The 20,627-nt window shown below is 72.9% G+C and carries 20 protein-coding genes; 8 read left to right on the plus strand and 12 right to left on the minus strand.

The features are described 5' to 3' along the window. Positions 1 to 2: 2 nt before the first annotated feature. The 6 genes from ADY59_RS19925 to ADY59_RS19950 all read right to left on the minus strand — a co-directional run bounded on the left by ADY59_RS19925 (position 3) and on the right by ADY59_RS19950 (position 4,188). Positions 3 to 353: a nucleotide pyrophosphohydrolase gene (locus ADY59_RS19925; protein ID WP_082310248.1), complete on the minus strand. Its 351-nt coding sequence runs from the start codon at positions 351 to 353 to the stop codon at positions 3 to 5. Positions 354 to 372: 19 nt separating this feature from the next. Then, a complete protein-coding gene (locus ADY59_RS19930; RefSeq protein ID WP_049564259.1) occupies positions 373 to 1,017 on the minus strand; it encodes a response regulator in 645 nt (214 codons plus the stop codon). A 34-nt stretch (positions 1,018 to 1,051) separates the two neighbouring features. Then, on the minus strand, positions 1,052 to 2,218 hold the full coding sequence (locus ADY59_RS19935; protein ID WP_231618793.1) for a sensor histidine kinase: 1,167 nt from the start codon (positions 2,216 to 2,218) through the stop codon (positions 1,052 to 1,054). 71 nt (positions 2,219 to 2,289) lie between these two features. Then, positions 2,290 to 2,670, minus strand: coding sequence for a nitroreductase/quinone reductase family protein (locus ADY59_RS19940; protein WP_049564261.1), 381 nt, complete (start codon positions 2,668 to 2,670; stop codon positions 2,290 to 2,292). Positions 2,671 to 2,682: 12 nt separating this feature from the next. Further along, positions 2,683 to 3,519: an NAD(P)H-binding protein gene (locus ADY59_RS19945; RefSeq protein ID WP_063780715.1), complete on the minus strand. Its 837-nt coding sequence runs from the start codon at positions 3,517 to 3,519 to the stop codon at positions 2,683 to 2,685. 15 nt (positions 3,520 to 3,534) lie between these two features. Beyond that, positions 3,535 to 4,188, minus strand: a complete 654-nt coding sequence (locus tag ADY59_RS19950; protein WP_156325609.1) for a hypothetical protein — start codon at positions 4,186 to 4,188, stop codon at positions 3,535 to 3,537. Positions 4,189 to 4,254: 66 nt separating this feature from the next. Here ADY59_RS19950 and ADY59_RS19955 point away from each other — a divergent pair, with 66 nt between their 5' ends. Further along, on the plus strand, positions 4,255 to 4,896 hold the full coding sequence (locus ADY59_RS19955) for a TetR/AcrR family transcriptional regulator (protein ID WP_049564263.1): 642 nt from the start codon (positions 4,255 to 4,257) through the stop codon (positions 4,894 to 4,896). Positions 4,897 to 4,898: 2 nt separating this feature from the next. Here the strand turns inward: ADY59_RS19955 and ADY59_RS19960 are convergent, their stop codons facing one another. The 3 genes from ADY59_RS19960 to ADY59_RS19970 form a co-directional block, all read right to left on the minus strand. Beyond that, positions 4,899 to 5,303 carry a hypothetical protein gene (locus tag ADY59_RS19960; RefSeq protein ID WP_053174931.1) on the minus strand — a complete coding sequence of 135 codons (405 nt, stop codon included), beginning with the start codon at positions 5,301 to 5,303 and terminating at the stop codon, positions 4,899 to 4,901. Positions 5,304 to 5,412: 109 nt separating this feature from the next. Beyond that, positions 5,413 to 5,913 carry a DUF6789 family protein gene (locus ADY59_RS19965; protein ID WP_049564265.1) on the minus strand — a complete coding sequence of 167 codons (501 nt, stop codon included), beginning with the start codon at positions 5,911 to 5,913 and terminating at the stop codon, positions 5,413 to 5,415. A gap of 71 nt (positions 5,914 to 5,984) precedes the next feature. Continuing rightward, positions 5,985 to 6,992 (minus strand): LacI family DNA-binding transcriptional regulator, encoded by a 1,008-nt coding sequence (locus tag ADY59_RS19970; protein ID WP_049564267.1) that lies wholly within the window; start codon positions 6,990 to 6,992, stop codon positions 5,985 to 5,987. A gap of 166 nt (positions 6,993 to 7,158) precedes the next feature. On the opposite strand from ADY59_RS19970, the gene ADY59_RS19975 reads away from it, so the two are divergent. The 4 genes from ADY59_RS19975 to ADY59_RS19990 all read left to right on the plus strand — a co-directional run bounded on the left by ADY59_RS19975 (position 7,159) and on the right by ADY59_RS19990 (position 11,589). Further along, a complete protein-coding gene (locus ADY59_RS19975; RefSeq protein ID WP_156325610.1) occupies positions 7,159 to 8,433 on the plus strand; it encodes an extracellular solute-binding protein in 1,275 nt (424 codons plus the stop codon). Between the two features lie 77 nt (positions 8,434 to 8,510). Beyond that, on the plus strand, positions 8,511 to 9,392 hold the full coding sequence (locus tag ADY59_RS19980; RefSeq protein WP_231618795.1) for a carbohydrate ABC transporter permease: 882 nt from the start codon (positions 8,511 to 8,513) through the stop codon (positions 9,390 to 9,392). Then, positions 9,389 to 10,207, plus strand: coding sequence for a carbohydrate ABC transporter permease (locus ADY59_RS19985; protein ID WP_049564273.1), 819 nt, complete (start codon positions 9,389 to 9,391; stop codon positions 10,205 to 10,207). The genes ADY59_RS19980 and ADY59_RS19985 overlap by 4 nt, the downstream gene beginning before the upstream one ends. A 2-nt stretch (positions 10,208 to 10,209) precedes the next feature. Further along, positions 10,210 to 11,589, plus strand: coding sequence for a glycoside hydrolase family 5 protein (locus tag ADY59_RS19990; RefSeq protein ID WP_049564275.1), 1,380 nt, complete (start codon positions 10,210 to 10,212; stop codon positions 11,587 to 11,589). Here the strand turns inward: ADY59_RS19990 and ADY59_RS19995 are convergent. From ADY59_RS19995 to ADY59_RS20005, 3 genes are all read right to left on the minus strand, one after another. Then, positions 11,569 to 12,633, minus strand: coding sequence for a hypothetical protein (locus ADY59_RS19995; protein ID WP_049564277.1), 1,065 nt, complete (start codon positions 12,631 to 12,633; stop codon positions 11,569 to 11,571). The two genes, ADY59_RS19990 and ADY59_RS19995, sit on opposite strands and share 21 nt — an antisense overlap. Further along, positions 12,630 to 14,267: a hypothetical protein gene (locus ADY59_RS20000; RefSeq protein ID WP_049564279.1), complete on the minus strand. Its 1,638-nt coding sequence runs from the start codon at positions 14,265 to 14,267 to the stop codon at positions 12,630 to 12,632. The genes ADY59_RS19995 and ADY59_RS20000 overlap by 4 nt, the downstream gene beginning before the upstream one ends. Positions 14,268 to 14,385: 118 nt before the next feature. Beyond that, entirely contained in the window at positions 14,386 to 15,780 is a 1,395-nt protein-coding gene (locus ADY59_RS20005; protein WP_049564281.1) for a trypsin-like serine peptidase, read from the minus strand. Positions 15,781 to 15,889: 109 nt separating this feature from the next. Here ADY59_RS20005 and ADY59_RS20010 point away from each other — a divergent pair, with 109 nt between their 5' ends. Genes ADY59_RS20010 through ADY59_RS20020 form a run of 3 tightly spaced genes read left to right on the plus strand, consistent with a single transcriptional unit; the run spans position 15,890 to position 20,248 of the window. Continuing rightward, on the plus strand, positions 15,890 to 16,369 hold the full coding sequence (locus ADY59_RS20010) for a GNAT family N-acetyltransferase (RefSeq protein ID WP_049564283.1): 480 nt from the start codon (positions 15,890 to 15,892) through the stop codon (positions 16,367 to 16,369). Between the two features lie 59 nt (positions 16,370 to 16,428). Continuing rightward, complete coding sequence (locus tag ADY59_RS20015) at positions 16,429 to 17,223, plus strand: SDR family NAD(P)-dependent oxidoreductase (RefSeq protein ID WP_049564285.1); 795 nt, start codon at positions 16,429 to 16,431, stop codon at positions 17,221 to 17,223. A gap of 31 nt (positions 17,224 to 17,254) precedes the next feature. Then, positions 17,255 to 20,248 (plus strand): DUF6493 family protein, encoded by a 2,994-nt coding sequence (locus ADY59_RS20020; protein ID WP_049564286.1) that lies wholly within the window; start codon positions 17,255 to 17,257, stop codon positions 20,246 to 20,248. Positions 20,249 to 20,627 lie beyond the last annotated feature (379 nt).

A 20,627-nucleotide genomic window follows, 5' to 3' on the forward strand; every position in this document is an offset into this window, starting at 1 on the left:
GGTTATGGGGAGGGTGGGGCCTTGCGGGCGGAGCCTCGGTAGGTGTGGACCGGGTAGCGGTGCTCGACGCTGTCGAGTTTGGCGGCGGCCGCGGCCATCAGGTCGACGCCGAGGACGTCAGCCAGCCGCACGAGGTAGTTGGTCACGTCACCGAGCTCGGCGGTGATGCGGGCGAGCGTCTCGGGGTCGGGGGCGCGGGACTCCTCGGGCGTGAGCCACTGGAACTCGGCGACCAGCTCGCCCACCTCGCCCGACAGGGCCATGGCGAGGTTCTTGGGCGTGTGGAACTGCTCCCAGTCGCGCGCCGCCGCGAACTCCCGCAATCGTGCGGCATGCCGCTCCAAGTCCGTCACAGACCACGACCTTACGACGTCACAGGTCGGCGTCGTGGACCAGGATGGCAGCCTGGACGCGGTTGGTCAGGCCGAGCTTGGCCAGCACGCGGCTGACGTGGGCCTTCACCGTGGCCTCCGACAGGCGCAGCTCGCGGGCGATCTCGGCGTTGGACAGGCCGCGGGCCAGCGCTCTGATCACCTCTTCCTCGCGGCCGGTCAGCGAGGCGAGCTGCTTGCGGGCCGCCTCGGCGCGGGTGGGGGCCTTGTCGACGAAGGCGTGGATGATCCGCTTGGTGACCGACGGCGACAGCATGGCCTGACCGGCGGCGACCGTGCGCACGGCGGCGATCAGGTCGCGCGGCGGGGTGTCCTTCAGCAGGAAGCCGACCGCGCCGAGCCGCAGTGCCTCGTGCACGTACTCGTCGAGGTCGAACGTGGTCAGCATGATCAGCTTGGGTGCTCCGGGGGCGGCCAGAATGCGGGCGGCGGCGGTCAGCCCGTCCGTTCCCGGCATCCGTACGTCCATGAGGACCACGTGCGGTTTGAGGCGGGTCACGGCCGTGACGGCCTCGGCCCCGTCACGGGCCTCGCCGACGACCACCATGTCGTCGGCCGCCTCAAGGATCATCCGGAGGCCGGACCTGACCAGGGCCTCGTCATCGGTCACCAGCACCCGGATCATGCGGCCACCCCACGGTCGGCGGCGCGGGAGCGGGTCACGCGGGGGTCTCCGCCGGGATGGTGGCGGTGACGGCGAAGCCGCCGTCACCGTGCGGCCCGGCGCGCAGCGTGCCGCCGAGCAGTTCGACGCGCTCGCACAGCCCGACCAGCCCCCATCCGCCGCCCGGCAACGGCTCGCCGGCGCCGGGCGGCGGCTGCCGCGCGCCCGGTGGCGGGGCGTTGCGGACCTCGACCTGGAGCTCGCCCGGCAGGTAGCGGATGTGGACGGCGGTGTGGGCGTCGGCGGCGTGTTTGTGCACGTTGGTCAGTGCCTCCTGGACGACACGGTAGGCGGTGCGCTCCACGGTGCCGGCGAGTTGCCGGGCGTCGCCGTGGGCGTGCTTGGTGATCGTGATGCCGAGGGCCCGCGACTGGTCGAGCAGGCGGTCGAGGTCGTCGAGCGTGGGCTGCGGGGCGAGGGCGGGGGGCTGGGCGGGGCCGCGCAGGACGCCGAGGATCTCGCGCAGATTGGTCAGCGCCTCCCTGCCGATGTCGCCGATCATGGCGGCGGTGCCGGTGGTGCGCTCGTCGGCGGCGCCCACTTCGAGCGCGCCGGCGTGCAGCACCATGAGCGAGACGCGGTGCGCGACGACGTCGTGCATCTCGCGGGCGATGCGGGCCCGCTCCTGGGCACGGGCCTGGTCGGCGCGCATGACCTGCTCCCGTTCGAGCCGGTCGGCGCGCTCGCGCGCGGCGGCGAGCACCTCGCGCTTGGCGCGGACCCACAGCCCGAGCAGCAGCGGCAGCCCGACGATGGCGGCGGCCATGAGGGCGGCGTTGGCGGGGGTGGCGGTGATCATCTCCCGGGTGCCGCCGCTCGCCCGGCCGGCCAGCACCGACACGGCCATCATGACGGCGGCCAGGCCCAGGTAGGCGCCGAGCTCGCGCCTGGTGCGCCACCCGGTGCCCGCGTAGTAGGACGCCACGACGACCGGGGGCCAGATGACCAGCCACGGATAGAGCACGGCGCCGATGATCGCGAGCGGCCACCAGGACAGGCGGACGGCGACCGCCGCCGCGCCGCCCGGCCTGAGGGCGGCCGCGCCCAGCAGCGCGGGCGACCCGGACGCGGTGCCCCCGGTGACCGCCACCGCCGAGACGACGAGCACCAGCACGCCGACCAGGGCCGGCATGGCGGTCTCGATCCGTTTGCTCACCTGCACGTTCGCCAGGGTACGGCGGCGACCGGGGTGAGCGAATCCGACGTTCGTCTACCTGCGAGGTAGACGAAGGGCTACAGCGTTGACCAGGGGTCGTCGCAGTCGAGCGGGGTGAGCTCGAACACCGGGTGGCGTCCGGCCTCGGCGATGAAGTCCTCCACCGAGGAGTCCTTGGTGGCCTGGAAGGCCGATCGGGTGGGCGCCGGGAAGCTCGCGTAACGCTTCAGGACAGGTCCGGCCTCCACGGACGCGAGCTCCCGGACGGCGTAGGCGCGCGTGGTGCACCGGCGGCGCAGGATCACCTTTCCTGCGGCTCGGGCGTTGAGCACCCAGGAAACCGTCCCATAGGGGGCGACCAGGCAGCGCCTGCCCTCGAGTTCGACGATCGCCACCGGCTGGGTGCGCAGGCGGCCGCTCTTGCGGCCCCGGGTGGTCAGGAGATGCCCGCGGGGGATCGGAAGCGCCGGTCATCGGTCGGGCCGGAAGTGGTCGGCGTGTCTGGCGGCCCACTCGGCGTACGTGCGCGGCGGGCGGCCGGTGGCCTGGTGCACCCCTGGAAGGATCGGGGCGGTCGTGGCGGTGGCGGCGGCCAGGACGCCGACCATGGCGTCCGCGATCGCGGGCGGGTGGTCGGCGGCGAGGGCGGTGCGGAGCTCCTGCGGGGACAGCTCGGTGAAGCCCAGGTCCCGTCCGAGGACCTCGCCGAGGATCGCCACCCGTTCGACGGTGGTCAGCGGTTCGGGCCCGGACAGCTCGTACGTGTGACCCGCGCGGTCGTCGTCCAGCGAAGCGGCGGCGACGACCGCGGCGACGTCGTGTTCGTCGACCGGGGCCAGCGAGGCGTCGGGGAAGGCGTTGTGCACCGTGTCCCCGGCACGGATCGCGGGCGCCCATGACAGGTCGTCGGCCATGAACGCGGTCGGCCGGACGAACGTCCAGGGCAGGCCGGAGGCGCGTACGGCGTCCTCATGGGCCCGATGCTGCCGCTCGATCAGGCTGGGCCCGCCGGGCAGCGCCGCCGAGGACAGCAGGACGATCCGGCGCACGCCGGCCTTCCGCGCGAGCGCCAGCAGGTCGGCGACGGGCCACCCGGGCACGGGGAACAGGTAGGCCACGTCCACCCCCTCGAACGCCGGCTCGACGGACTCCGGCACCCGGAGATCGCCGGGCACGGCCACGGCTCCGCCGGGCAGCCGGGCCTCGCCGGGACGCCTGGTGAGCGCCCGCACCGCCGCTCCCGCCGCGGTCAGTTCGTGCACGACGCGCCTGCCTGTCCGGCCGGTGGCCCCGGTCACAAGTATCACGTGCTTGCTCCTTCCTCAGATGTTCAGCAGGGCGATGCTGTAGACGACGATCCAGGCGGCCCAGCCGAGCCAGCCCAGCAGGCCCGTCACCGCGATGCGGTGGGCGCCCTCGGCGTTGTACGGGGCGGCCGTGGAGGAGAGGAACAGCAGGGCCGCGCTGATCCAGCCCAGCCACGCGTGCCAGGCGGGGATGAACGCGAGACTCGCTCCGGCGGCGGTGAAGCCGAGCACCGCGATGGCCAGGAAGACCTGGTTGAACCCGAACAGCACGTTGCCGAACGCCCACAGTCCGGCCACCGAGCCGCGGTGATGCCGGGCGGCCGCGGTCGCCCCGAACCGCAGCGACTCGACCACCATGAAGGTGGCGTTCTGCATGAGGACGCCGGCGAACCCGGCCAGGGCCCAGATGTTGCTGCCGACCTGGTCACCGCGCCAGAGCACGGCGAGCAGCCCGGCGGCGAACAGCGTGGTGAACAGCCAGCTGACCGGCGCGAACACCGAGGGCGCGGCGATCCGCTTGCCGACGCCTGCCAGCGCGTCGGTGGCCGCGTCCAAGGACTGGCCGGAGGTGGGCAGCGGGAGTCCGGCGCGGACGTAGAGGACGTTGATGACGATCGCGAGCAGGACGAATCCCATGCCTGCCGCACCCGACAGACTGGTGATGGTCACGGTGACCACCAGTTGATTTTACGGCGCATATATTGAATGTAAGCCACGGAAAGACCAGATGCAATCATGGAGAACGAGACAGGGCGTCGTCGCTACAACTCACTGCGCCGCGTGACGCAGGCCCAGCGGACGCGAGCGGAGATCGCCGACGCCGCGCGCCGGCTGTTCGTGTCACGGGGATGGGCGGCGACCACCGTGCGCGACGTGGCCAGGGAGGCCGGGGTCTCCGTTCCGACCGTGTACGCGGCCTACCAGAACAAGGCGGGGCTGGTCCGGGCCCTGGCCGACGCCGCGGACCTGGCCGCGGGCCTGCCCCGGACGATCGACGAGCTGGAGGCCACCACCGACCCCAGGCGACACCTGGCCGCCATGGCCGGCTACGACCGGCGTCTCTTCGAGCGCGCGGGCGACCTCATCGCCCTGATGCGCGAGGCGGGCCGTACCGAGCCGGAGCTCGCGGACTTCTACCTGCTGGGCCGGCGACAGGTCGGCGAGCACCGCGCCCAGGTGTTCTCCTCCTGGCCGGACGGCACGCTGCGCCCCGGACTGGACGTAGCCACCGCCATCGACATCTACGCCGCCCTGTGCAACATCGACGTCTACACCACTCTGCTCACCGAACGCTCCTGGACGCCCGACCGGATCGAGCGCTGGTGGGGCGAGGCGCTGGCCCGCGAACTGCTGAGCCGCCCGGCCGGCGCCCCGTGAGATCAGCCGCCCAGCAGCACGATGCCGTAGGAGACGATCCAGGCCGCCCACCCGAACGCGGCGACCAAGCCGGCCAGCGCGAAGCGGCCGGTGCCGCCCAGGGTGTACGGAGTCGCCGAGGAGAAGACGGCCATCAGAGCGGCGGTCAGATAACCCAGCCAGGCATGCCAGGCGGGAATGACCCCGAGGGCGGCGCCGGCGGCGGTGAAGCCCAGGATCGCCATGCCCAGGAAGATCTGGTTGAAGCAGATCAGCGCATCGGTCAGCCTCCACAGGCCCGCCACCGAACCGCGGTCATGGACGGCGGCCGAGACCGCCCCGAACCTGAGCGCCTCCGCCGCGGTGAAGACGATGTTCTGCATCAGGACTCCGGCGAAGCCGACCAGCGCCCACGCGTCCGTCTCCATGTCGCCGCGCCACAGGGCCGACAGCGCCCGTAGCCGCCAAGGCGGTGATGGCCATCGGCGCCCCTTATTGACTTGACGATACCTCTATTGAATATCTGCAGAGATAAAGTCAACGGGCAACCACAGGGACGGGCGGGGCCGCCGCCTGGGGTACGCGGACCGGCTCGGCCCGGCGGCGGGCCAGGCGGTCGAGCAGGAAGGCGAGCGTGACCCCGTACACGACGTGAGCGGCGGCCATCACGGCGGGACGCCCGGGGTCGTCGCGGCCGATGGGCGGCAACTGGCTCAGCCGAGGCGCCCAGCCGGAGTAGCTGACGACCCAGATCGCCAGCGCGTAGCCGACGGCGAGCGGGGCGCGGTGGCTCCGGCCGCGTGACAGCAGCCCGAAGGCGGCGCCCGCGCCCGCGCCGAAGCCGAGGTGGGCCACGGCGCCGAGGACCCCCTCGCCGGGCTTGCTGCGGCGCTTGCCGCCGGGCAGCAGGCCGCGGGCGATGTGCTTGGGCGGCTGGCCGCGCATCAGCCCGGCCTTCTCGCCCGCCACCATGACGCCGCTCATCGCGACGGTGGCCAGCGTGCCGCAGGCGGCGCCGTTGACGAGGTCACGCATCATGCCTGTGCGGCTGCCCGCCGCCCCAGCGCCGAAACGCCGGGCAGCGCGGGCAGCGACGGACGCCGCGCGGTCTACACGGCGGCGGTGCTCTCCCGGACGATGAGCTCGGTGGCGAGCTCGACGCGCCGGGCCTCCGGCGACTCGCCCCGGCGCATGGCCAGGACCGTGCGGGTGGCCAGGGCGGCCATCTCCTGCAGCGGCTGGCGGACGGTGGTCAGCGGCGGCCAGGCGGACTCCGACAGCGGCAGGTCGTCGAAGCCGACGACGCTGAGGTCCTGCGGGACGCGCAGGCCGCGCTGCCGGGCGGCCTCGAAGACGCCGAACGCCATCAGGTCGGAGCCGGCGAAGATGGCCGTCGGCGGCTCGTCGAGGGCCAGCAGGGCGTGCCCCTGGTCGTGGCCGGAGTCGACGAGGAAGGTGCCGCGGCGGATGAGCTCGGGCGCGGGCGGCACTCCGGCGGTCTCCAGGGCGGCGCGGTAACCGTCGATCCTGGCCTGGCTGCACAGCATGTCGGCGGGCCCACTGATCATGCCGATGCGCCGGTGGCCGAGCTCCAGCAGGTGCCTGGTGGCGGCCAGGCCGCCGTTCCAGTTGGTGGCGCCTACGGACACGACGCCGGGGGCCGGCTCGCCGTCCGGGTCGACCACGACGAACGGCAGCGAGCGGGCGGCGAGCTGGTCCTGGACCCCGGCCGACAGGCGGGAGGCGACGATGACCACGCCGTCGGTGCGCCGCCCGGCGAGCCGGTCCAGCCAGTCGCGGCCGGGCCCGGCGTGGGTGTGCAGGACCGAGATGACGACGCTGGCGCCGGCCTCGTGGGCGGCGGACTCGGCGCCGCGCACGATCTCCATGGCCCAGGGCGACTCCACCTCGGCGAACACCAGGTCGATCAGCCCGGCCGGGGTGTCGTCCTGGCTGATGCGCCGCTGGTAGCCGTGCTTGTGGAGCAGCCGTTCGACGCGGTGCCGGGTCGCGGGCGCGACCTCGGGACGACCGTTGATGACCTTGGACACCGTGGGGATCGAGACCCCGGCCTCCTCGGCTATCAGGGCGATCGTCACCCGCCTCTTCGCAGACATAGATCAGAAGTTTAGCCGAAAGTTTCGGAATACGGGGTTACGAGGGTAGTGGGATCGCTCCCAGCACGCCTATTGACGCGTAACACGGCGTTTACCTATGCTCCGGACATCGAAAATATCGGGGGGTTCACGAAATTTTCGTTCGCTAATGAAGGGCACCCCTGAAATGAGACGAACGCTCACCTTGCTCGCGGCAGTCATGCTCGTCGCGGGCTGCGGAGGCGGCGAGGCACCGCAGCCCCAGTCCGAGGGCGGCGCGCCGCAGAAGGTCACGCTGGAGTGGTGGCACCTGTCGACCGCCGACCCGCTCAAGACGGTCTACGAGAAGCGCGCCAAGGAGTTCCAGGCCGCCAACCCGAACGTCACCATCAAGATGACGGTCCTGGAGAACGAGGCGTACAAGGCCAAGGTCACCACGCTCACCCAGTCCGGCAAGGCTCCCGACCTGTTCGCCACCTGGGGCGGCGGCGTGCTCAGGCAGCAGGTCGACGCCGGCCTGGTCAAGGACATCTCAGCCGACGTGGCCCCGGTGCTCGACACGTTCACCCCCGCCGCCATGGCCGCCTACCAGATCGACGGGAAGACGTACGCGCTCCCGACGGACATCGGCATGGTCGGGTTCTGGTACAACAAGAAGCTCTTCGAGAAGGCCGGCATCGCCGAGCCGCCCGCCACCTGGACGGCCTACCTCGACGCGGTCAAGAAGCTCAAGGCCGCCGGCATCACGCCGATCGCGCTGGCCGGCAAGGAGAAGTGGCCGGGCCACTACTACTGGGCCTACCTGGCCATGCGCATCGCCGGACTGCCCGCGCTCCAGCAGGCGGGGGTCGACCACGACTTCACCAAGCCCGAGTTCGTCCAGGCCGGGCAGCAGCTCAAGGCACTGGTGGACCTGCAGCCGTTCCAGAAGGGCTTCCTCGGCGCCGCCTACTCCACCCCCGACGGCCAGTCGGCCGCCGTCTCCAACGGCAAGGCCGCGATGGAGCTGATGGGCCAGTGGGCGCCCAACGTGCAGAACGACTCCGGCAAGGGCCTCGGCGAGGACCTCGGCTTCTTCCCGTTCCCGGCGGTCGAGGGCGGCAAGGGCGCGATCGGCGAGGCGTTCGGCGGCGGTGGCGGCATGGCCGTGGGCGCCGACGCGCCGCCGGAGGCGATCGAGCTGCTGAAGTTCCTCACGAGTGAGGAGAACCACACCAAGGCCGTCGCGGAGAACGCGGTGCTCCCGGTGCTCAAGGGCGAGGAGAGCGCGGTCAAGGACGCCAACCTCAAGATCGTCGCCGACTCCCTGGCGAACGCGACGGGCTTCCAGCTCTACCTGGACCAGGCCTACCCGCCCGCGGTCGGCGCCGAGGTCAACGACAGCGTCGCCGAGCTGTTCGCCGGCGCCAAGACCCCGGAGCAGGTGGCCCAGGACATCACCGAAGTGGCAAAGAGCGAATGACGACGATCACCCGTAAGCCGGAAGCCGGTCGGCTTCCGGCTCACGCCCGCCCGACGCGGGGAAAGCGGCGGAGCTGGGTGACGATAGCCCTGTTCGTCCTGCCGGCCCTCGTCCTCTTCCTGCTGCTGGTGGTGGCGCCGATCCTGGTGGCCGTCTACGCCAGCGGCTTCAAGTGGAACGGGTTCGGCGGGCTCCCCACCGACTTCATCGGCTTCGACAACTTCACCCGGCTGTTCGCCTCGGACATCTTCCTGACCGACATGTGGCACCTGCTGGTCCTGGTGCTGCTCTGCCTGGTGATCCAGCTACCGCTGGCGCTGGGCATCGCCATGCTGCTCAACCAGCGGATCCGCGGCCGGGCGATCTACCGGCTGGTGTTCTTCGCGCCGTACGTGCTGTCCGAGGTCATCACCGGCGTGCTGTTCTCGCTGATCCTGTCGCCCACCTCGGGGCTGGCCAACGGGATACTCGGGCTGGTCGGGCTGGAGTCGGAGTTCCTGGCGAACCAGGACACCGCGCTCATGTCGCTGTTCATCGTCATGACCTGGAAGTACTTCGGCTTCCACATGATGATCTACCTGGCCGGCCGGCAGAACATCCCGAACGAGCTGCTGGAGGCCGCCAGGATCGACGGCGCCACCGGCTGGGAGGTCTTCCGGCACGTCACGCTGCCGCTGCTCGGGCCGACGATCCGGATCAGCGTGTTCCTGTCGGTCATCTACACCGTCCAGCTGTTCGACCTGGTCTGGATCCTCACCGAGGGCGGCCCGGCGCACTCGACCGAGACGCTCGCCGTCACCATGTTCGACCTCGGCTTCGGCCGCTCCCAGGTGGGTTACGCCAGCGCGATCAGCGTCGTGATGTTCGCACTCAGCCTCGTCTTCGCCCTGGGATATCAGCGGTTCGTGATGCGCCGCGACATGGAGGGCGCGACCACCGCCATGGGAGACACCCGTTGAAGCGCACCACCCTGCCTCTGCACGCGATCGCCTGGATCGTCGGCGCGTTCATCCTGATCCCGATCGTGTACGCGCTGATCGGCGGCTTCAAGGACACCAGCCAGCTCTCGACCAATCCGTTCGGCCTGCCCAGCCCGTGGCAGACCGGCAACTACACCGAGGTGCTGGCCGCGGGGTCGTTCTGGCGCCAGATGTGGAACAGTACGTTCATCGCGGTGCTCACCACGGTCGTCACGGTGTCGCTGTCGGCGATGGCGGCGTTCGTCTTCGCCCGGTTCGCCTTCCGGGGCAGGGAGCTGCTGTTCACGCTCTTCACGGCCGGGCTGATGTTCCCGTTCGCGGTGGCCATCCTGCCGATCTTCGTCATGCTGCGCACGCTCGGCCTGATCGACAACGCGTGGGGCGTGATCCTCGTCCAGTCGGCCTTCGGGCTGCCGCTGACGATCATCATCCTGCGCGGCTTCTTCCGGAGCATCCCGGGCGAGATCGAGGAGGCGGCCACGCTCGACGGCTGCAGCTCGTTCGCCTTCTTCTGGCGCATCCTGCTGCCGATGGCCAGGCCCGCGATGGCCACGGTCTCGGTGCTGGCGATCGTCGGGAGCTGGAACAACTTCATGCTGCCGCTGGTGGTCTTCAGCGACGAGTCGAGCTGGACGCTGCCCCTCGGCATCCAGCAGTTCCAGGGCCAGTACAGCTCCGACACCTCCCGCATCCTCGCCTACCTGGTGCTGGCCATGGTGCCCGCGCTCGGCTTCTACGCCGTCGCCGAGCGCCACCTCATCGGCGGTCTCACCGCAGGAGCTACGAAAGGCTGACCATGCTGCACGTCTCCGGAACGCGGCTCCTCACGGCCGAGAACCAGCCCGTACGGCTGCGCGGCGTCGGGCTGGGCGGCTGGATGAACATGGAGAACTTCATCACCGGCTACCCGGCCAACGAGTCGTCGATGCGCGCCTCGGTCAGGCAGGTGCTGGGCGAGGATCGGGCCGCGCTCTTCTTCGACCGGCTGCTCACCTCGTTCTTCACCGAGCGGGACGCGGCGCTGCTGGCCGGGCTGGGCATGAACTGCGTGCGCATCCCGGTCAACTACCACCATTTCGAGTCGGACGACCGGCCCTTCGAGATCATCGAGTACGGGTTCCACCACCTCGACCGGGTCATCGGGCTGCTCGGCGAGCACGGCATCTACAGCGTGATCGACCTGCACGCGCTGCCGGGCTCGCAGAACCAGCACTGGCACTCCGACAACCCCACCCACATCGCCGCGTTCTGGCAGCACCGGCACTTCCAGGACCGGGTGGTGAACCTGTGGGAGGCCCTCGCCGACCACTACCGCGACCATCCCTGGGTCGCCGGGTACAACCCGGTCAACGAGCCGGGCGACCCGAGCGGCAAGGTCGTCGGCCCGTTCTACGACCGGCTGGTCAAGGCGGTGCGCGCGGCCGATCCCCGGCACGTGCTCTTCCTGGACGGCAACACGTACTCGACGGACTTCTCGATCTTCCGAGAGGTGTACGAGAACACCGTGTTCGTCTGCCATGACTACGCGCTGGCCGGGTTCGCGCACGGCGGCGGCTACCCGGGCTACACCCGCGGCGAGTGGTGCGACCGGGACGAGCTGGAGCGGACCTTCGAGCGGCGATCGCGGTTCCAGCGGGAGACGGGGACGCCGCTGTGGGTGGGCGAGTTCGGGCCCGTCTACACGGGGGACCCGGAGCGTGACGCCGAGCGGTACCGGATCCTGCGTGACCAGTTGGAGATCTATGACAGGCACGAGGCCGGCTGGGCGCTGTGGACGTACAAGGACGTGGGGTTGCAGGGGCTGGTCAGCGCGGCGGGGCCGTACCTGGAGCGGTTCGGGCCGTTCATCGCGAAGAAGGCGCGGCTGGGCGCGGACCGGTGGGGCTCGACCATGGAGGAGTCGGCGGACGTCGTCGGCCCGCTGCACGCCATGGTGGAGACCGAGTTCCCCGGCTGGACCCCCTACCCGTGGGGCGCCCGCTACCAGACCGACGACCTCATCAGGCACATCCTCATCGCGCAGGCGCTGCTGCCGGAGTACGCCGAGCTGTTCAGGGGCCTCGGCGACGACGAGGTGACGGCGCTGGCCGACTCGTTCGCGCTGGAGCGGTGCGTGCGCCGGGAGCCGCTGCTCAGCCTGCTGGCCGAGAGCCTTTCAGGGGGTCCAGGTAGCTGAGACGAGGGTGGGCAGCGCGCACTCGCCCGGGTCGACGAAGACGAGCACGGGCGAGGTGGCCGGGGCCGGCAGGTCGAGCTCCAGCGTGTTGCCCGCCGTGGTCCGGGTGGGCATGGGCAGGCCGCCGTCCTGGACGCTGAGGATCCGGGTCACGGCCGGCGCCGCCGAGCAGAAGACCTCGCGGGCGGCGTGACGCAGCCGCCGGGCCTCGCCGCCCGCCCGGCGGACGGCCCGCCGCATCAGCGCGCGGTCGCGGGCGGTGGCGGGGCGCAGAGTGGTGTCGGCCCGGCTGCCGAGCCGGATCGTCAGGCGCCCGCCCGAGCCGAAGACGCCGGGCGGCACGGGGTTGACCACGAACAGGCCGGTGCGGATCGTCCGGGGGCCGCGCCGGTTCGGGTTGGCCAGGCCGCCCGAGCTGATCAGCGACAGGACCTCGCAGCGGGCGCCGTCGAGCGTCTCACCGCCGCGGGCGCCGCCATCCTCACGGCCCTCCTCGCTGCCCTCCTCGAACGCGACGCCGTCGATGCGCAGCCCGGCGGTGCCGCCCGCCATGACCGCTTCCGCCACCGCTTCGCGCACCTCGGCGTCGACGCCGGGGCCCTCGGTGATGTCGAGCGCCTCCACGCACACCAGCCCGTCGTCGGGCACCTCGTCGGGCAGCAGGTCGAAGGTGGCCTGGGCGCTGCGGATGCCGCTGCCGCCCTTGAGCAGCACGCACTGGCGCAGCCGCCCCTGCGAGCGGACCTGGATGAGCCGGGGCCGCGTCGCCGCCCTGCCCTGCGCGTCCGGCAGGTGCCAGCCCGGCATGGACATGGCGTCCACGGCCAGCGACACCTTGACGCGCAACCGCCGCCCACGCGCGGCGACCTTGAACCCGGCCAGCCCGGAACGCTCGAAGCGGCCCACGATCTGCTCACCGCGATGCAGCTGATCGGCCACCTGCAGCGCCGCCGCCCGCCCGCTGAACACCTCGACCGGCGGGGACAGCGCGACGATCTCCTCGTCGAGGGACGTGGCGGCGCCGGGCAGGGATGTCGTGGTCATGATGTGCTCCTCGATGCGGTCAGGGCCGCGGCCAGCCCCGCTTGGTCCCGGAAGTCGAACCGGCTGAGCAGCGGCTCGCGCCGCTCCCACATGCGGCGCACCGCGCAGTGCAGCGGGTCGCCGTCGCGTTCGACGTGCCGCATGCTGACGGCCAGCGCCCGCAGGTACTCCTCGCCGTCGCCCAGCTCCCAGTGCGGCAGCAGCGGCGAGGACACGTCGGCGCCGCACCGGTAGAGCCACAGCCACAGCCGGGCCCGCTCGCGCTGCTCCGGCCCCAGCGTCGACTCGCCCTTGGCGTGCCGGGCGACGGCGTCGGCGAGCAGCCGCCAGTAGTCGGCCCGCGTCTCGGCCACGTCGGACAGGCCGCAGCCGCTCCACTCCGACCAGCCCGCCTGGATGACGGGGATGCCGAAGGCGGGCAGCTCGCTGGAGATGCTGCCGCGCACGGTGACGCCGGCGTCGGTCAAGCTCCACAGCATGTTCTTCGACAGGTCCGTGCTCGGCGCGAACGCCAGGTGCGGGCGGCCCGCGTAACGGGCGGCCACGGACTCGAAGTGCCCGGTGACGTCGTAGCGGGCCTGGCTGGGGTGGTCGAGGAGGAGCCAGCTCACCGACTCCTCCGCGGCGGCGAACTCCGCGGTCTCCTCGAACCACTCGGCCAGGTCGCCGAACACCTCGCGGTTGCTCCCGACCGCGTCGGACACGGCGTGGTTGAACACGGTGAAGATCGGCCGGTCCGGCTCGATGCCGAGCCGGTCGCAGGCGTGCCGCCGGAGCTGGCGGCGCTCGGTCTCGGTACGGACCTCGAACGAGCTCACGTTGCCGGCCCGCCACCAGCTCGGCCTGCCCAGGTTGCCCTTGGCGCGCCAGGCCACCAGCTCGGCGCCGGGCCTAATGAGCTCGCGGTTCGCCCAGACGTGCTCGTCGAAGTAGGCGGCGATCCGGCGGGTCAGCTCCTCGCGGAAGCCGCCCCGGCCGCTCCCCTCGCCGGGGAAGAGGGCGTACGCCTTCAGCGACCCGGTGCTCTGGGCGTGCACGACGGGGACGTCCCGGCGCATGGCGGTCTCGACGGCGAGCCCCCACTGGTCGTAGTCGACGTGACTGGTGACCAGGGCGGCGGGCGTGAGCTCGGCGAACAGGCGGTCGTAGACGGCGGAGAAGGCGCGCGCGCGGGCGCGGCGGGCGCGGTGGTGCTCCTCCTCGGCGTACGGCAGCCGGGGCACCAGGTCGAGCCGGATCAGCGTGGCCTTCTCCACGGCGTCCAGCGCCGCCGGATCGATCCCGGCGGCGGGCGTGCCGCCCTCGTCGGCGAGCCGCCGGTCGGCCAGCTCGTGCACGTCGACGACCTCGGCCGCGCCGAACGCCTCGGCCAGCCGCCGCACCCGCTCGACGTCGTAGTCGTCCCACAGCGTCCGGCTCCAGTCGCGGTCGGTGCCGACGAGCACCACCAGCCTGGCGCAGGTGAGGTCGCACAGCGCGTTCGCGAGCAGCAGATTGCGGACGATCACGCGGATGTCCTGGTGCATGGCCTCGGCGACCACGCAGCTCCCCGGCCCGGCGGGGCGCCTGCCCCAGTAGGCCCTCGCTGCGGAGAGCAGCCGGTCGAACTGCTCCCCATCCCCGGCACGTCGCATCTGGCCCTCCCGGCTCGTCGCGGCGCCGTCGACCCTGCCAGCCGGGACGGCGTGCCCGCCCGGCCGACACGCCATCCTTTGCCATCACCGCCGTGCGCCTTTACCTGCGGGAGCTCGGCTACCTGCGGGAGCTCGGCGTGAATACGTGCGCGTTGTCGCGCCGGTCCGGGTCCAGCCGCGTGACGGGCACGCTCACCCGGTACGACGCCCGCTCCCCGGCCACGCCGCGGACCGGGAAGGACACCTTGACGGGGACGCCGGGACGGACGACGGCGGCCATACAGGTCACCCGCCGCCCGCTCGCCCGGCAGCGTGAGCCCGGCGCCAGGCTCACGCCGTGCGGCAGCGCGAACGTCACCGGCACGTTCGCGGCCGCCGCCAGCCCGCGGATCGTCACCACCGCGGTCACCCGGGTGCCGCTGACCGACCCCCTGACCGAGAGCGCGTCGTACACGCCGCCGGGGTCCGCCCCCCGCACCAGCGCGCCGTAGCTGGCGCGGCCGAACGGGTTGGCGACCGCGTAGCCGGCCCTGGACGCGTCGGCCGCGCCCGAGGTCAGCACCCCGAGCAGCAGTCCGCTGGCCCTGTCGAGCCACGGCCCGCCGCTGTTGCCACCGAACAGGTGGCAGTTGGCGGTGTAGATGCGGCCCGCCACCCTGCGGTCCGGGCGCGCGTAGCCCGGCCAGGCCCGCGTCCGGCCCAGGCACCACAGCTGGCGGGTGCCGTCGTACGGCTCGTCGCTCGGGTAGCCGAGCGTGGCGACGGTGTAGCGGCCGCCCTCGTTGCGCATCGGCGTGTAAGCGCCCACCGTGCCCTGGAGGGTCCGGTCACCCTGCCGCCCGACCTCGATCAGCGCGAGGTCGTAGATGGAGTCCCAGTCCCACCGGCCGGCGCCGGTGAAGGCGCGCGGCTTCCAGACCCGCTTCGCGCCCCACACCCCGTACGGCGCCCGCTCGGCGGACGTCTTGCCGAGGCCGTCGTACGCGGGGACGAACGCCAGGTTGGACGACCACCGGCCCCGGCCGGTCCGCTTGGACACCCCGTACACGCAGTGCGCGGCGGTGGCCAGCAGGACCTTGGCGGCGGAGTTCACCACGGCGCCGCTGCACGAGCGGCGGGTGCCGTCGGCGTCCAGGAAGAACAGGCGGCCGGTGGCCCGGCTGTTGGCGGCCTTGGTGTAGGGCCTGCGCATCTGGCCGTAGCCGTTGGCGTCGGCGCCCGGAGTGAGCCGGTCGGCCTGCGGCACGCTGAGCGGCCGCCCGGCGCGTCCCGGTAGCGCCGGACGCTCGCGCGGCCGCCGGTCCGGCAGCACCATGGCCTCCGGCAGCTCGGCGGCGTCCGCCTTGGACTGCTTCCTGGCAGTCCAGTAGTCCACCGCGCGTTCCGGGTCCATCACCGGCGACGCCTCGGCCGGCGGCGCGGGCTCGGGCGCCGCGTGCGCGGGTGGCACGGGCGGCACGGTCCAGGCCGTGCCGGCGACGGCGAGCGCGAGCAGGGTCCTTCGGCGTGACATCGGTCCCCCTGTGCATCGAGTACAAATCCCCCTCAGCACAGTAAGTCACTGAAGCCTCACAATCAGTGAGCCGCGCGCTGCCGGGCCCACCCAGGCAAGATGATGCGATATGACGGAAATTTCGGGGCGAGTAACGCTCGTCCCCCTGACTGTCGCCGACGCCGACGAGATGGTCGACGTGCTCGGCGGCGACCTCTACGCGTTCATCGGCGGCTCCGCGCCCACCCTGGAGGAACTCCGCGCCCGCTATGCCCGCCAGGTCGCCGGCGGCCCGCCCGGCCAGGAGTGGCGCAACTGGATCGTCAGGGTGGAAGGACAGGCGATCGGCTACGTCCAGGCGACGATCACGCACGAGGGGCGGCGGGCCGAGATCGCCTGGGTGGTGGGCGAGCGGTGGCAGGGCCGCGGCTACGCGTCGGAGGCCGCCCGCGCCCTGGTCGACTGGCTCGACGAGCGCGGCGTCAGCACCGTCGAGGCGCACATCCACCCGGACCACACGGCCTCCGCCGCCGTGGCGCGCCGCGCCGGCCTCGTCCCCACCGGCCGCTTCGACGACGGCGAACGCCTCTGGCGGCGCGGCCCCGCCTGACCCGCTTTCCCCCGTCGTCCGCCGACAATGGACGAGGCAGACCGATCAGGGGGCATCACATGCACATCGACCTCACCGGCAAGACCGCGCTGGTCACCGGCTCCACCCAGGGCATCGGCGCCGCCATCGCCACCGGCCTGGCCGCCGCCGGGGCGACCGTCGCGGTCAACGGGCGTTCCGAGGCGTCCGTCGAGTCGGCGCTCGGCCGCCTCCGCGCCGGGCACCCGGACGCCGCGCTGCTGGCCGCCCCCGGCGACCTGGCCACCGACGACGGCGCCGCCCGGGTGCTGCGGGACCTGCCGCACGTCGACATCCTGGTCAACAACCTGGGCATCTTCGGCGCGCAGCCCGCGCTCGACATCACCGACGCCGAGTGGCGCCGCTACTTCGAGGTCAACGTGCTGGCCGCGGTCCGCCTGACGCGCGCGTACCTGCCGGGCATGCGGGAGCGGTCCTGGGGCCGGATCCAGTACATCGCCAGCGACTCCGCCGTCGTCATCCCCGCCGAGATGATCCACTACGGCATGACCAAGACGGCGCTGCTGGCGGTGTCACGCGGCTACGCCAAGGAGGCGGCGGGCAGCGGCGTCACGGTCAACTCGGTGATCGCCGGGCCCACCCGCACCGGCGGCGTGGAGGACTTCGTCTACCAGCTCGTCGACCGCGACCTGCCGTGGGAGGAGGCGCAGCGGGCCTTCATGCGCGAGCACCGGCCGCAGTCGCTCCTGCAGCGCCTCATCGAGCCCGAGGAGATCGCCAACCTGGTCGTCTACCTGAGCTCGCCGTTCGCCTCGGCCACCACGGGCGCGGCGGTCCGCGTGGACGGCGGGTACGTGGACTCGATCCTGCCCTAGAAATGTCGGTGCGCCCTGCCATCCTCCCGGCATGGAGATCGCGATGGCACCGCACGAGACCACCTGGGACGCGCTGCGCCGCCTCATCGACGCAGGTGACGTCCCGGGCACGGTCGCCGCCGTGGCCGCCTTCGACGACGCCGCCCGCCGCCTGGTGGCCCGCGAGCTCCCCGATCACATACAGGTCGCCCGCGACGACGCGCGGAAGGCCGAGGCCGCCCGCCGCGCCGGCCGGACCTCCTCCCGTCACGAGCCCGCAGCCCTCTCCACCTTCTTCCAGGAGCTGTGGCACTACAACCGCCCGTCGCACCTCCAGGCCCCCGGGCACGACGACCTCTCGCCCCGCCCCCAGGGCGTCTGGCTGGGCGACTCCTCCCCCCTTTTCCAGGAGCCCCGGCAGGATGACGCCCCGCGCCACCTCCAGGGCACCGGGCCGGGCGCCCCCTCCCCTCGTTTCCTGGAGCCCTGGGAGGACGAGGACGACTTCGACTTCGAGACGGACGCCGACCAGGGCTGGATCGAGCCGATGCGGCTCGCGGGCGCGGGCGTGCTGAGCCCGGCCGCCGCGGTCGCCTGGATCAACCGGCGCGACTTCGACCGCTGGGACCTGAACGGCTTCCCCGTGATCGCCGATCACCGTCCCCTCCTGGACGTGATCGCCGCCCGCCCGCCCGAGTGGCAGGCCGACGTCGCCGTGCGGCTCGCCCTCCGGGTCCGCCCCCGGCGCCGCGGCGGCCGGTCCGGGCGTGACCGTGACGGCGACCGCAACCTGGCCCTGGCCCTGGCGCTGCTGCGCGCCACCGGCGCCGCCCCGCCCGACCACGATCCCCTGGTGGTCGGTTACGTGTCCCGCGACGCCAGGCCGGGCAGCCTCCGCACCGACCCTCTGCTGCCCCACCTGCTGCCACGCCTGTTCACGGCGCAGGGCGTCGGCCGGGCGCTGCGCGACCAGCAGCACGGCCCGCTGTCGTGGCTCACCGCCCTGCGCACGCTGGCGCATGACGGCGTGGTGAGCCGCGACCTGCTGCTCGACGGCTGCCGCCGCCGCTTCCTGCTCGGCGGCGACGCTCACGACCTGCGCTTCTTCGCCCGGCTCCACGAATCCCTCTCCCCCACCGAGGCCGAGGTCGAGGGGGCCGCGATCGCCTACCTGCGCATCCTGCCGACCGCGCCTGGCCCGATCGCCGAGCTGGCGATGAGGCACCTGCGCCGGCTCACCACTCTCGGCCCGGCCGACATCGCCGAGGGCTTCGAAGGGCTGCTGTTCCGGGGCGAGACCGGCCTGGTCAGCGCCGCCCTGGCCTGGCTCGCCGCCGTCCTGCGCGACTCCCCCCAGCTGGCCGACGCCCTGGCCCCGGCGCTGACGCTGACGTTCGGCCACCGCTCGCGCTCCGTACAGGAGAAGGCGGTGCGCCTGGCCGTCCGGCACGCCCGCCACTTCACCCCGCTCGGCGCCGCCACGCTGAGCGAGGCCGCCGGCCCGCTGGACGACGACCTGCACAACCGGCTCGTCGCGGTCTTCGGCGGTGAGCCGGTCGAGGAGCAGCCGCGCACGCCCGCTGCCACGCAGCCCGCGTTCGTCCCCCGAAAGCTGCCCGTCCCACCGTCGCCCGCTCCCGCCGAGGCGCCGCCCCGCACCGCCCGGCACCTCGCCGGCCTCTTCCTCCAGGACGGATGGCGGGCGGGCGAACGCGCCCTGGCCGCCTTCGTCCGCCTCGCCGCCGAAGACCGCGACGGCCTGCGCGCGGCCCTCGCCCCGCTCGTCGAGCCGCTGTACGGGAGGCGCTGGCGCACCCAGCGGGAGTGGATGGTCGCCCTCGCCACCGAGCTGACCGCCCCCGGGACGGCGGCCCGGCCGCTGCCCTTCGACCAGCGCGTCAGCCCCATGGACCGCTTCATCATCCGCAGGCATGCCGAGATCCTCGCCGCCCTCGAAGCCGGCGCCCTGCCGCCGCTCCTCCTGGCCACCCCCACCGTCTCCACCGGCCATCTCGACCCGGCCGAGCTGGTGGCGCGCCTGTCCGAGCTGGAGGCTGCCGGAGCCACCCCGCTGCCCGCCGACTTCGAACAGGCCCTCCTGCGCCTCCCCCGGCACGTCGACCCCACGGTGGCCGCGCGGGCCGCCGCCCTCCGCTCCCCGCACGGCCGCCGGGCCGCCCACTGGCTGGCCGCCCGCTCCCATGACGGCCCTTCCGCCCACGGCGCCGTACGCTCCCCCGCTCCCGCAGCCGGCGCGCACGGCTCCGGCGAGCCCTTGCGCGATCCCGACGTGCGGGTGGCGTGGTCCGGGGCGGACGACGGGCTGGGGTCGCGGGTGTGGATGACCGTGACCGTGACCGCCCACCCGGCCGGGCTGCCGCTGGCCGACGAGATGCTGGCCGCGCCGCCGCCGCACGTCAACGTCGTGACCGACGGGCATCTCGGCGCGTTCCTCGGCTGGTGGCCCTCGGTGCTGCCCTCGCACCGGGAGGTGGTGGCCGCCCATCTCGTCCCGCACCAGCCGCTCGGCTACGGCGACGGGGTGCTGCCGTCCTCGATGCTGGGCGAGCTCGCCGGGGCCGGCGGGCCCGCGGGGGCCGCGTTCGCCGTGCTGCTGGCGCACCGGGTGATGCCCGTCCCATGGCTCGGCGCCGACCCTGCGGAGGCGTTCCTGGCGCTGCGCCGGCTGGCCGCCACCGGAGACTTACCGGCCGCCGAGTTCGGCGCCGAGCTGGCCCGGCGGGTGCTGCGGGAGGAGGTCCCGCTGCGTGCCGTGGTCGACCTGCTGGAGGCCGAGGCCGCCAACGGCGCTCACGAGGCGATGTGGCACGCGGTCGTGGCGGCGCTGCCGTCGCTGCTCCCCGCGCCGGGTGATCGTCCGACGTCCGCCCAGACCGGGCTGGTGACCCTGGCGGTCACGCTGGCCCGCTGCACCGGAGCCCGCGGCGCCATCCCCGCCGTCACCGCCCTGGCCGCCCGCCCCGGCACCTCCCGCATCATCCGCCAAGCCCAAGCCCTCCAGAACCTCCTGTCCCCCACCCCCTGACGACCCAGCGGGGGCGGACTTCCGAACGCAACCGCCGCCTCCGGCAGGCGACCGGAACGCCCGGCGCAGGCGACCGCCGCGCTCCTGGTCGGCGGCCGGGCGTAACCACCGCTCCGTGGCGGACGGTCAGACTGGAGGCCGTCGGGCAGGCGGGGGTCGGCACCGGTGCGCGGGTCGTGCCAGCCCTGCGGGACGGACACCCGGGCGGCGGCACCGTCGCAGGTTCCCCTTAAGGCGAACCAGAAGTAGTCGCGAGTGATGTTGATGCGTCCGCCATCTCCAAGAGTCGCTTGGGCCCAGCACATGGCGGGTACGCAACCGCGGCCCCGCGGTTTGCGTTTACGCGGCAAGGCCGCCGTCAGGGCGCGTGCGTCCGTCA

The sequence above is a fragment of the Nonomuraea sp. SBT364 genome (assembly GCF_001083785.1).
GTDB lineage: Bacteria > Actinomycetota > Actinomycetes > Streptosporangiales > Streptosporangiaceae > Nonomuraea.

Bases quoted from the DNA above. Each gene is read 5' to 3' on its own strand.
- ADY59_RS19955 (WP_049564263.1), top strand. From the start codon at position 4,255: ATGGAGAACGAGACAGGGCGTCGTCGCTACAACTCACTGCGCCGCGTG.
- ADY59_RS19975 (WP_156325610.1), top strand. From the start codon at position 7,159: ATGAGACGAACGCTCACCTTGCTCGCGGCAGTCATGCTCGTCGCGGGC.
- ADY59_RS20005 (WP_049564281.1), bottom strand. From the start codon at position 15,780: ATGTCACGCCGAAGGACCCTGCTCGCGCTCGCCGTCGCCGGCACGGCC.
- ADY59_RS20020 (WP_049564286.1), top strand. From the start codon at position 17,255: ATGGAGATCGCGATGGCACCGCACGAGACCACCTGGGACGCGCTGCGC.
- ADY59_RS19970 (WP_049564267.1), bottom strand. From the start codon at position 6,992: ATGTCTGCGAAGAGGCGGGTGACGATCGCCCTGATAGCCGAGGAGGCC.
- ADY59_RS19960 (WP_053174931.1), bottom strand. From the start codon at position 5,303: ATGGAGACGGACGCGTGGGCGCTGGTCGGCTTCGCCGGAGTCCTGATG.
- ADY59_RS19990 (WP_049564275.1), top strand. From the start codon at position 10,210: ATGCTGCACGTCTCCGGAACGCGGCTCCTCACGGCCGAGAACCAGCCC.
- ADY59_RS19995 (WP_049564277.1), bottom strand. From the start codon at position 12,633: ATGACCACGACATCCCTGCCCGGCGCCGCCACGTCCCTCGACGAGGAG.
- ADY59_RS20015 (WP_049564285.1), top strand. From the start codon at position 16,429: ATGCACATCGACCTCACCGGCAAGACCGCGCTGGTCACCGGCTCCACC.
- ADY59_RS19965 (WP_049564265.1), bottom strand. From the start codon at position 5,913: ATGATGCGTGACCTCGTCAACGGCGCCGCCTGCGGCACGCTGGCCACC.
- ADY59_RS20010 (WP_049564283.1), top strand. From the start codon at position 15,890: ATGACGGAAATTTCGGGGCGAGTAACGCTCGTCCCCCTGACTGTCGCC.
- ADY59_RS20000 (WP_049564279.1), bottom strand. From the start codon at position 14,267: ATGCGACGTGCCGGGGATGGGGAGCAGTTCGACCGGCTGCTCTCCGCA.
- ADY59_RS19930 (WP_049564259.1), bottom strand. From the start codon at position 1,017: ATGATCCGGGTGCTGGTGACCGATGACGAGGCCCTGGTCAGGTCCGGC.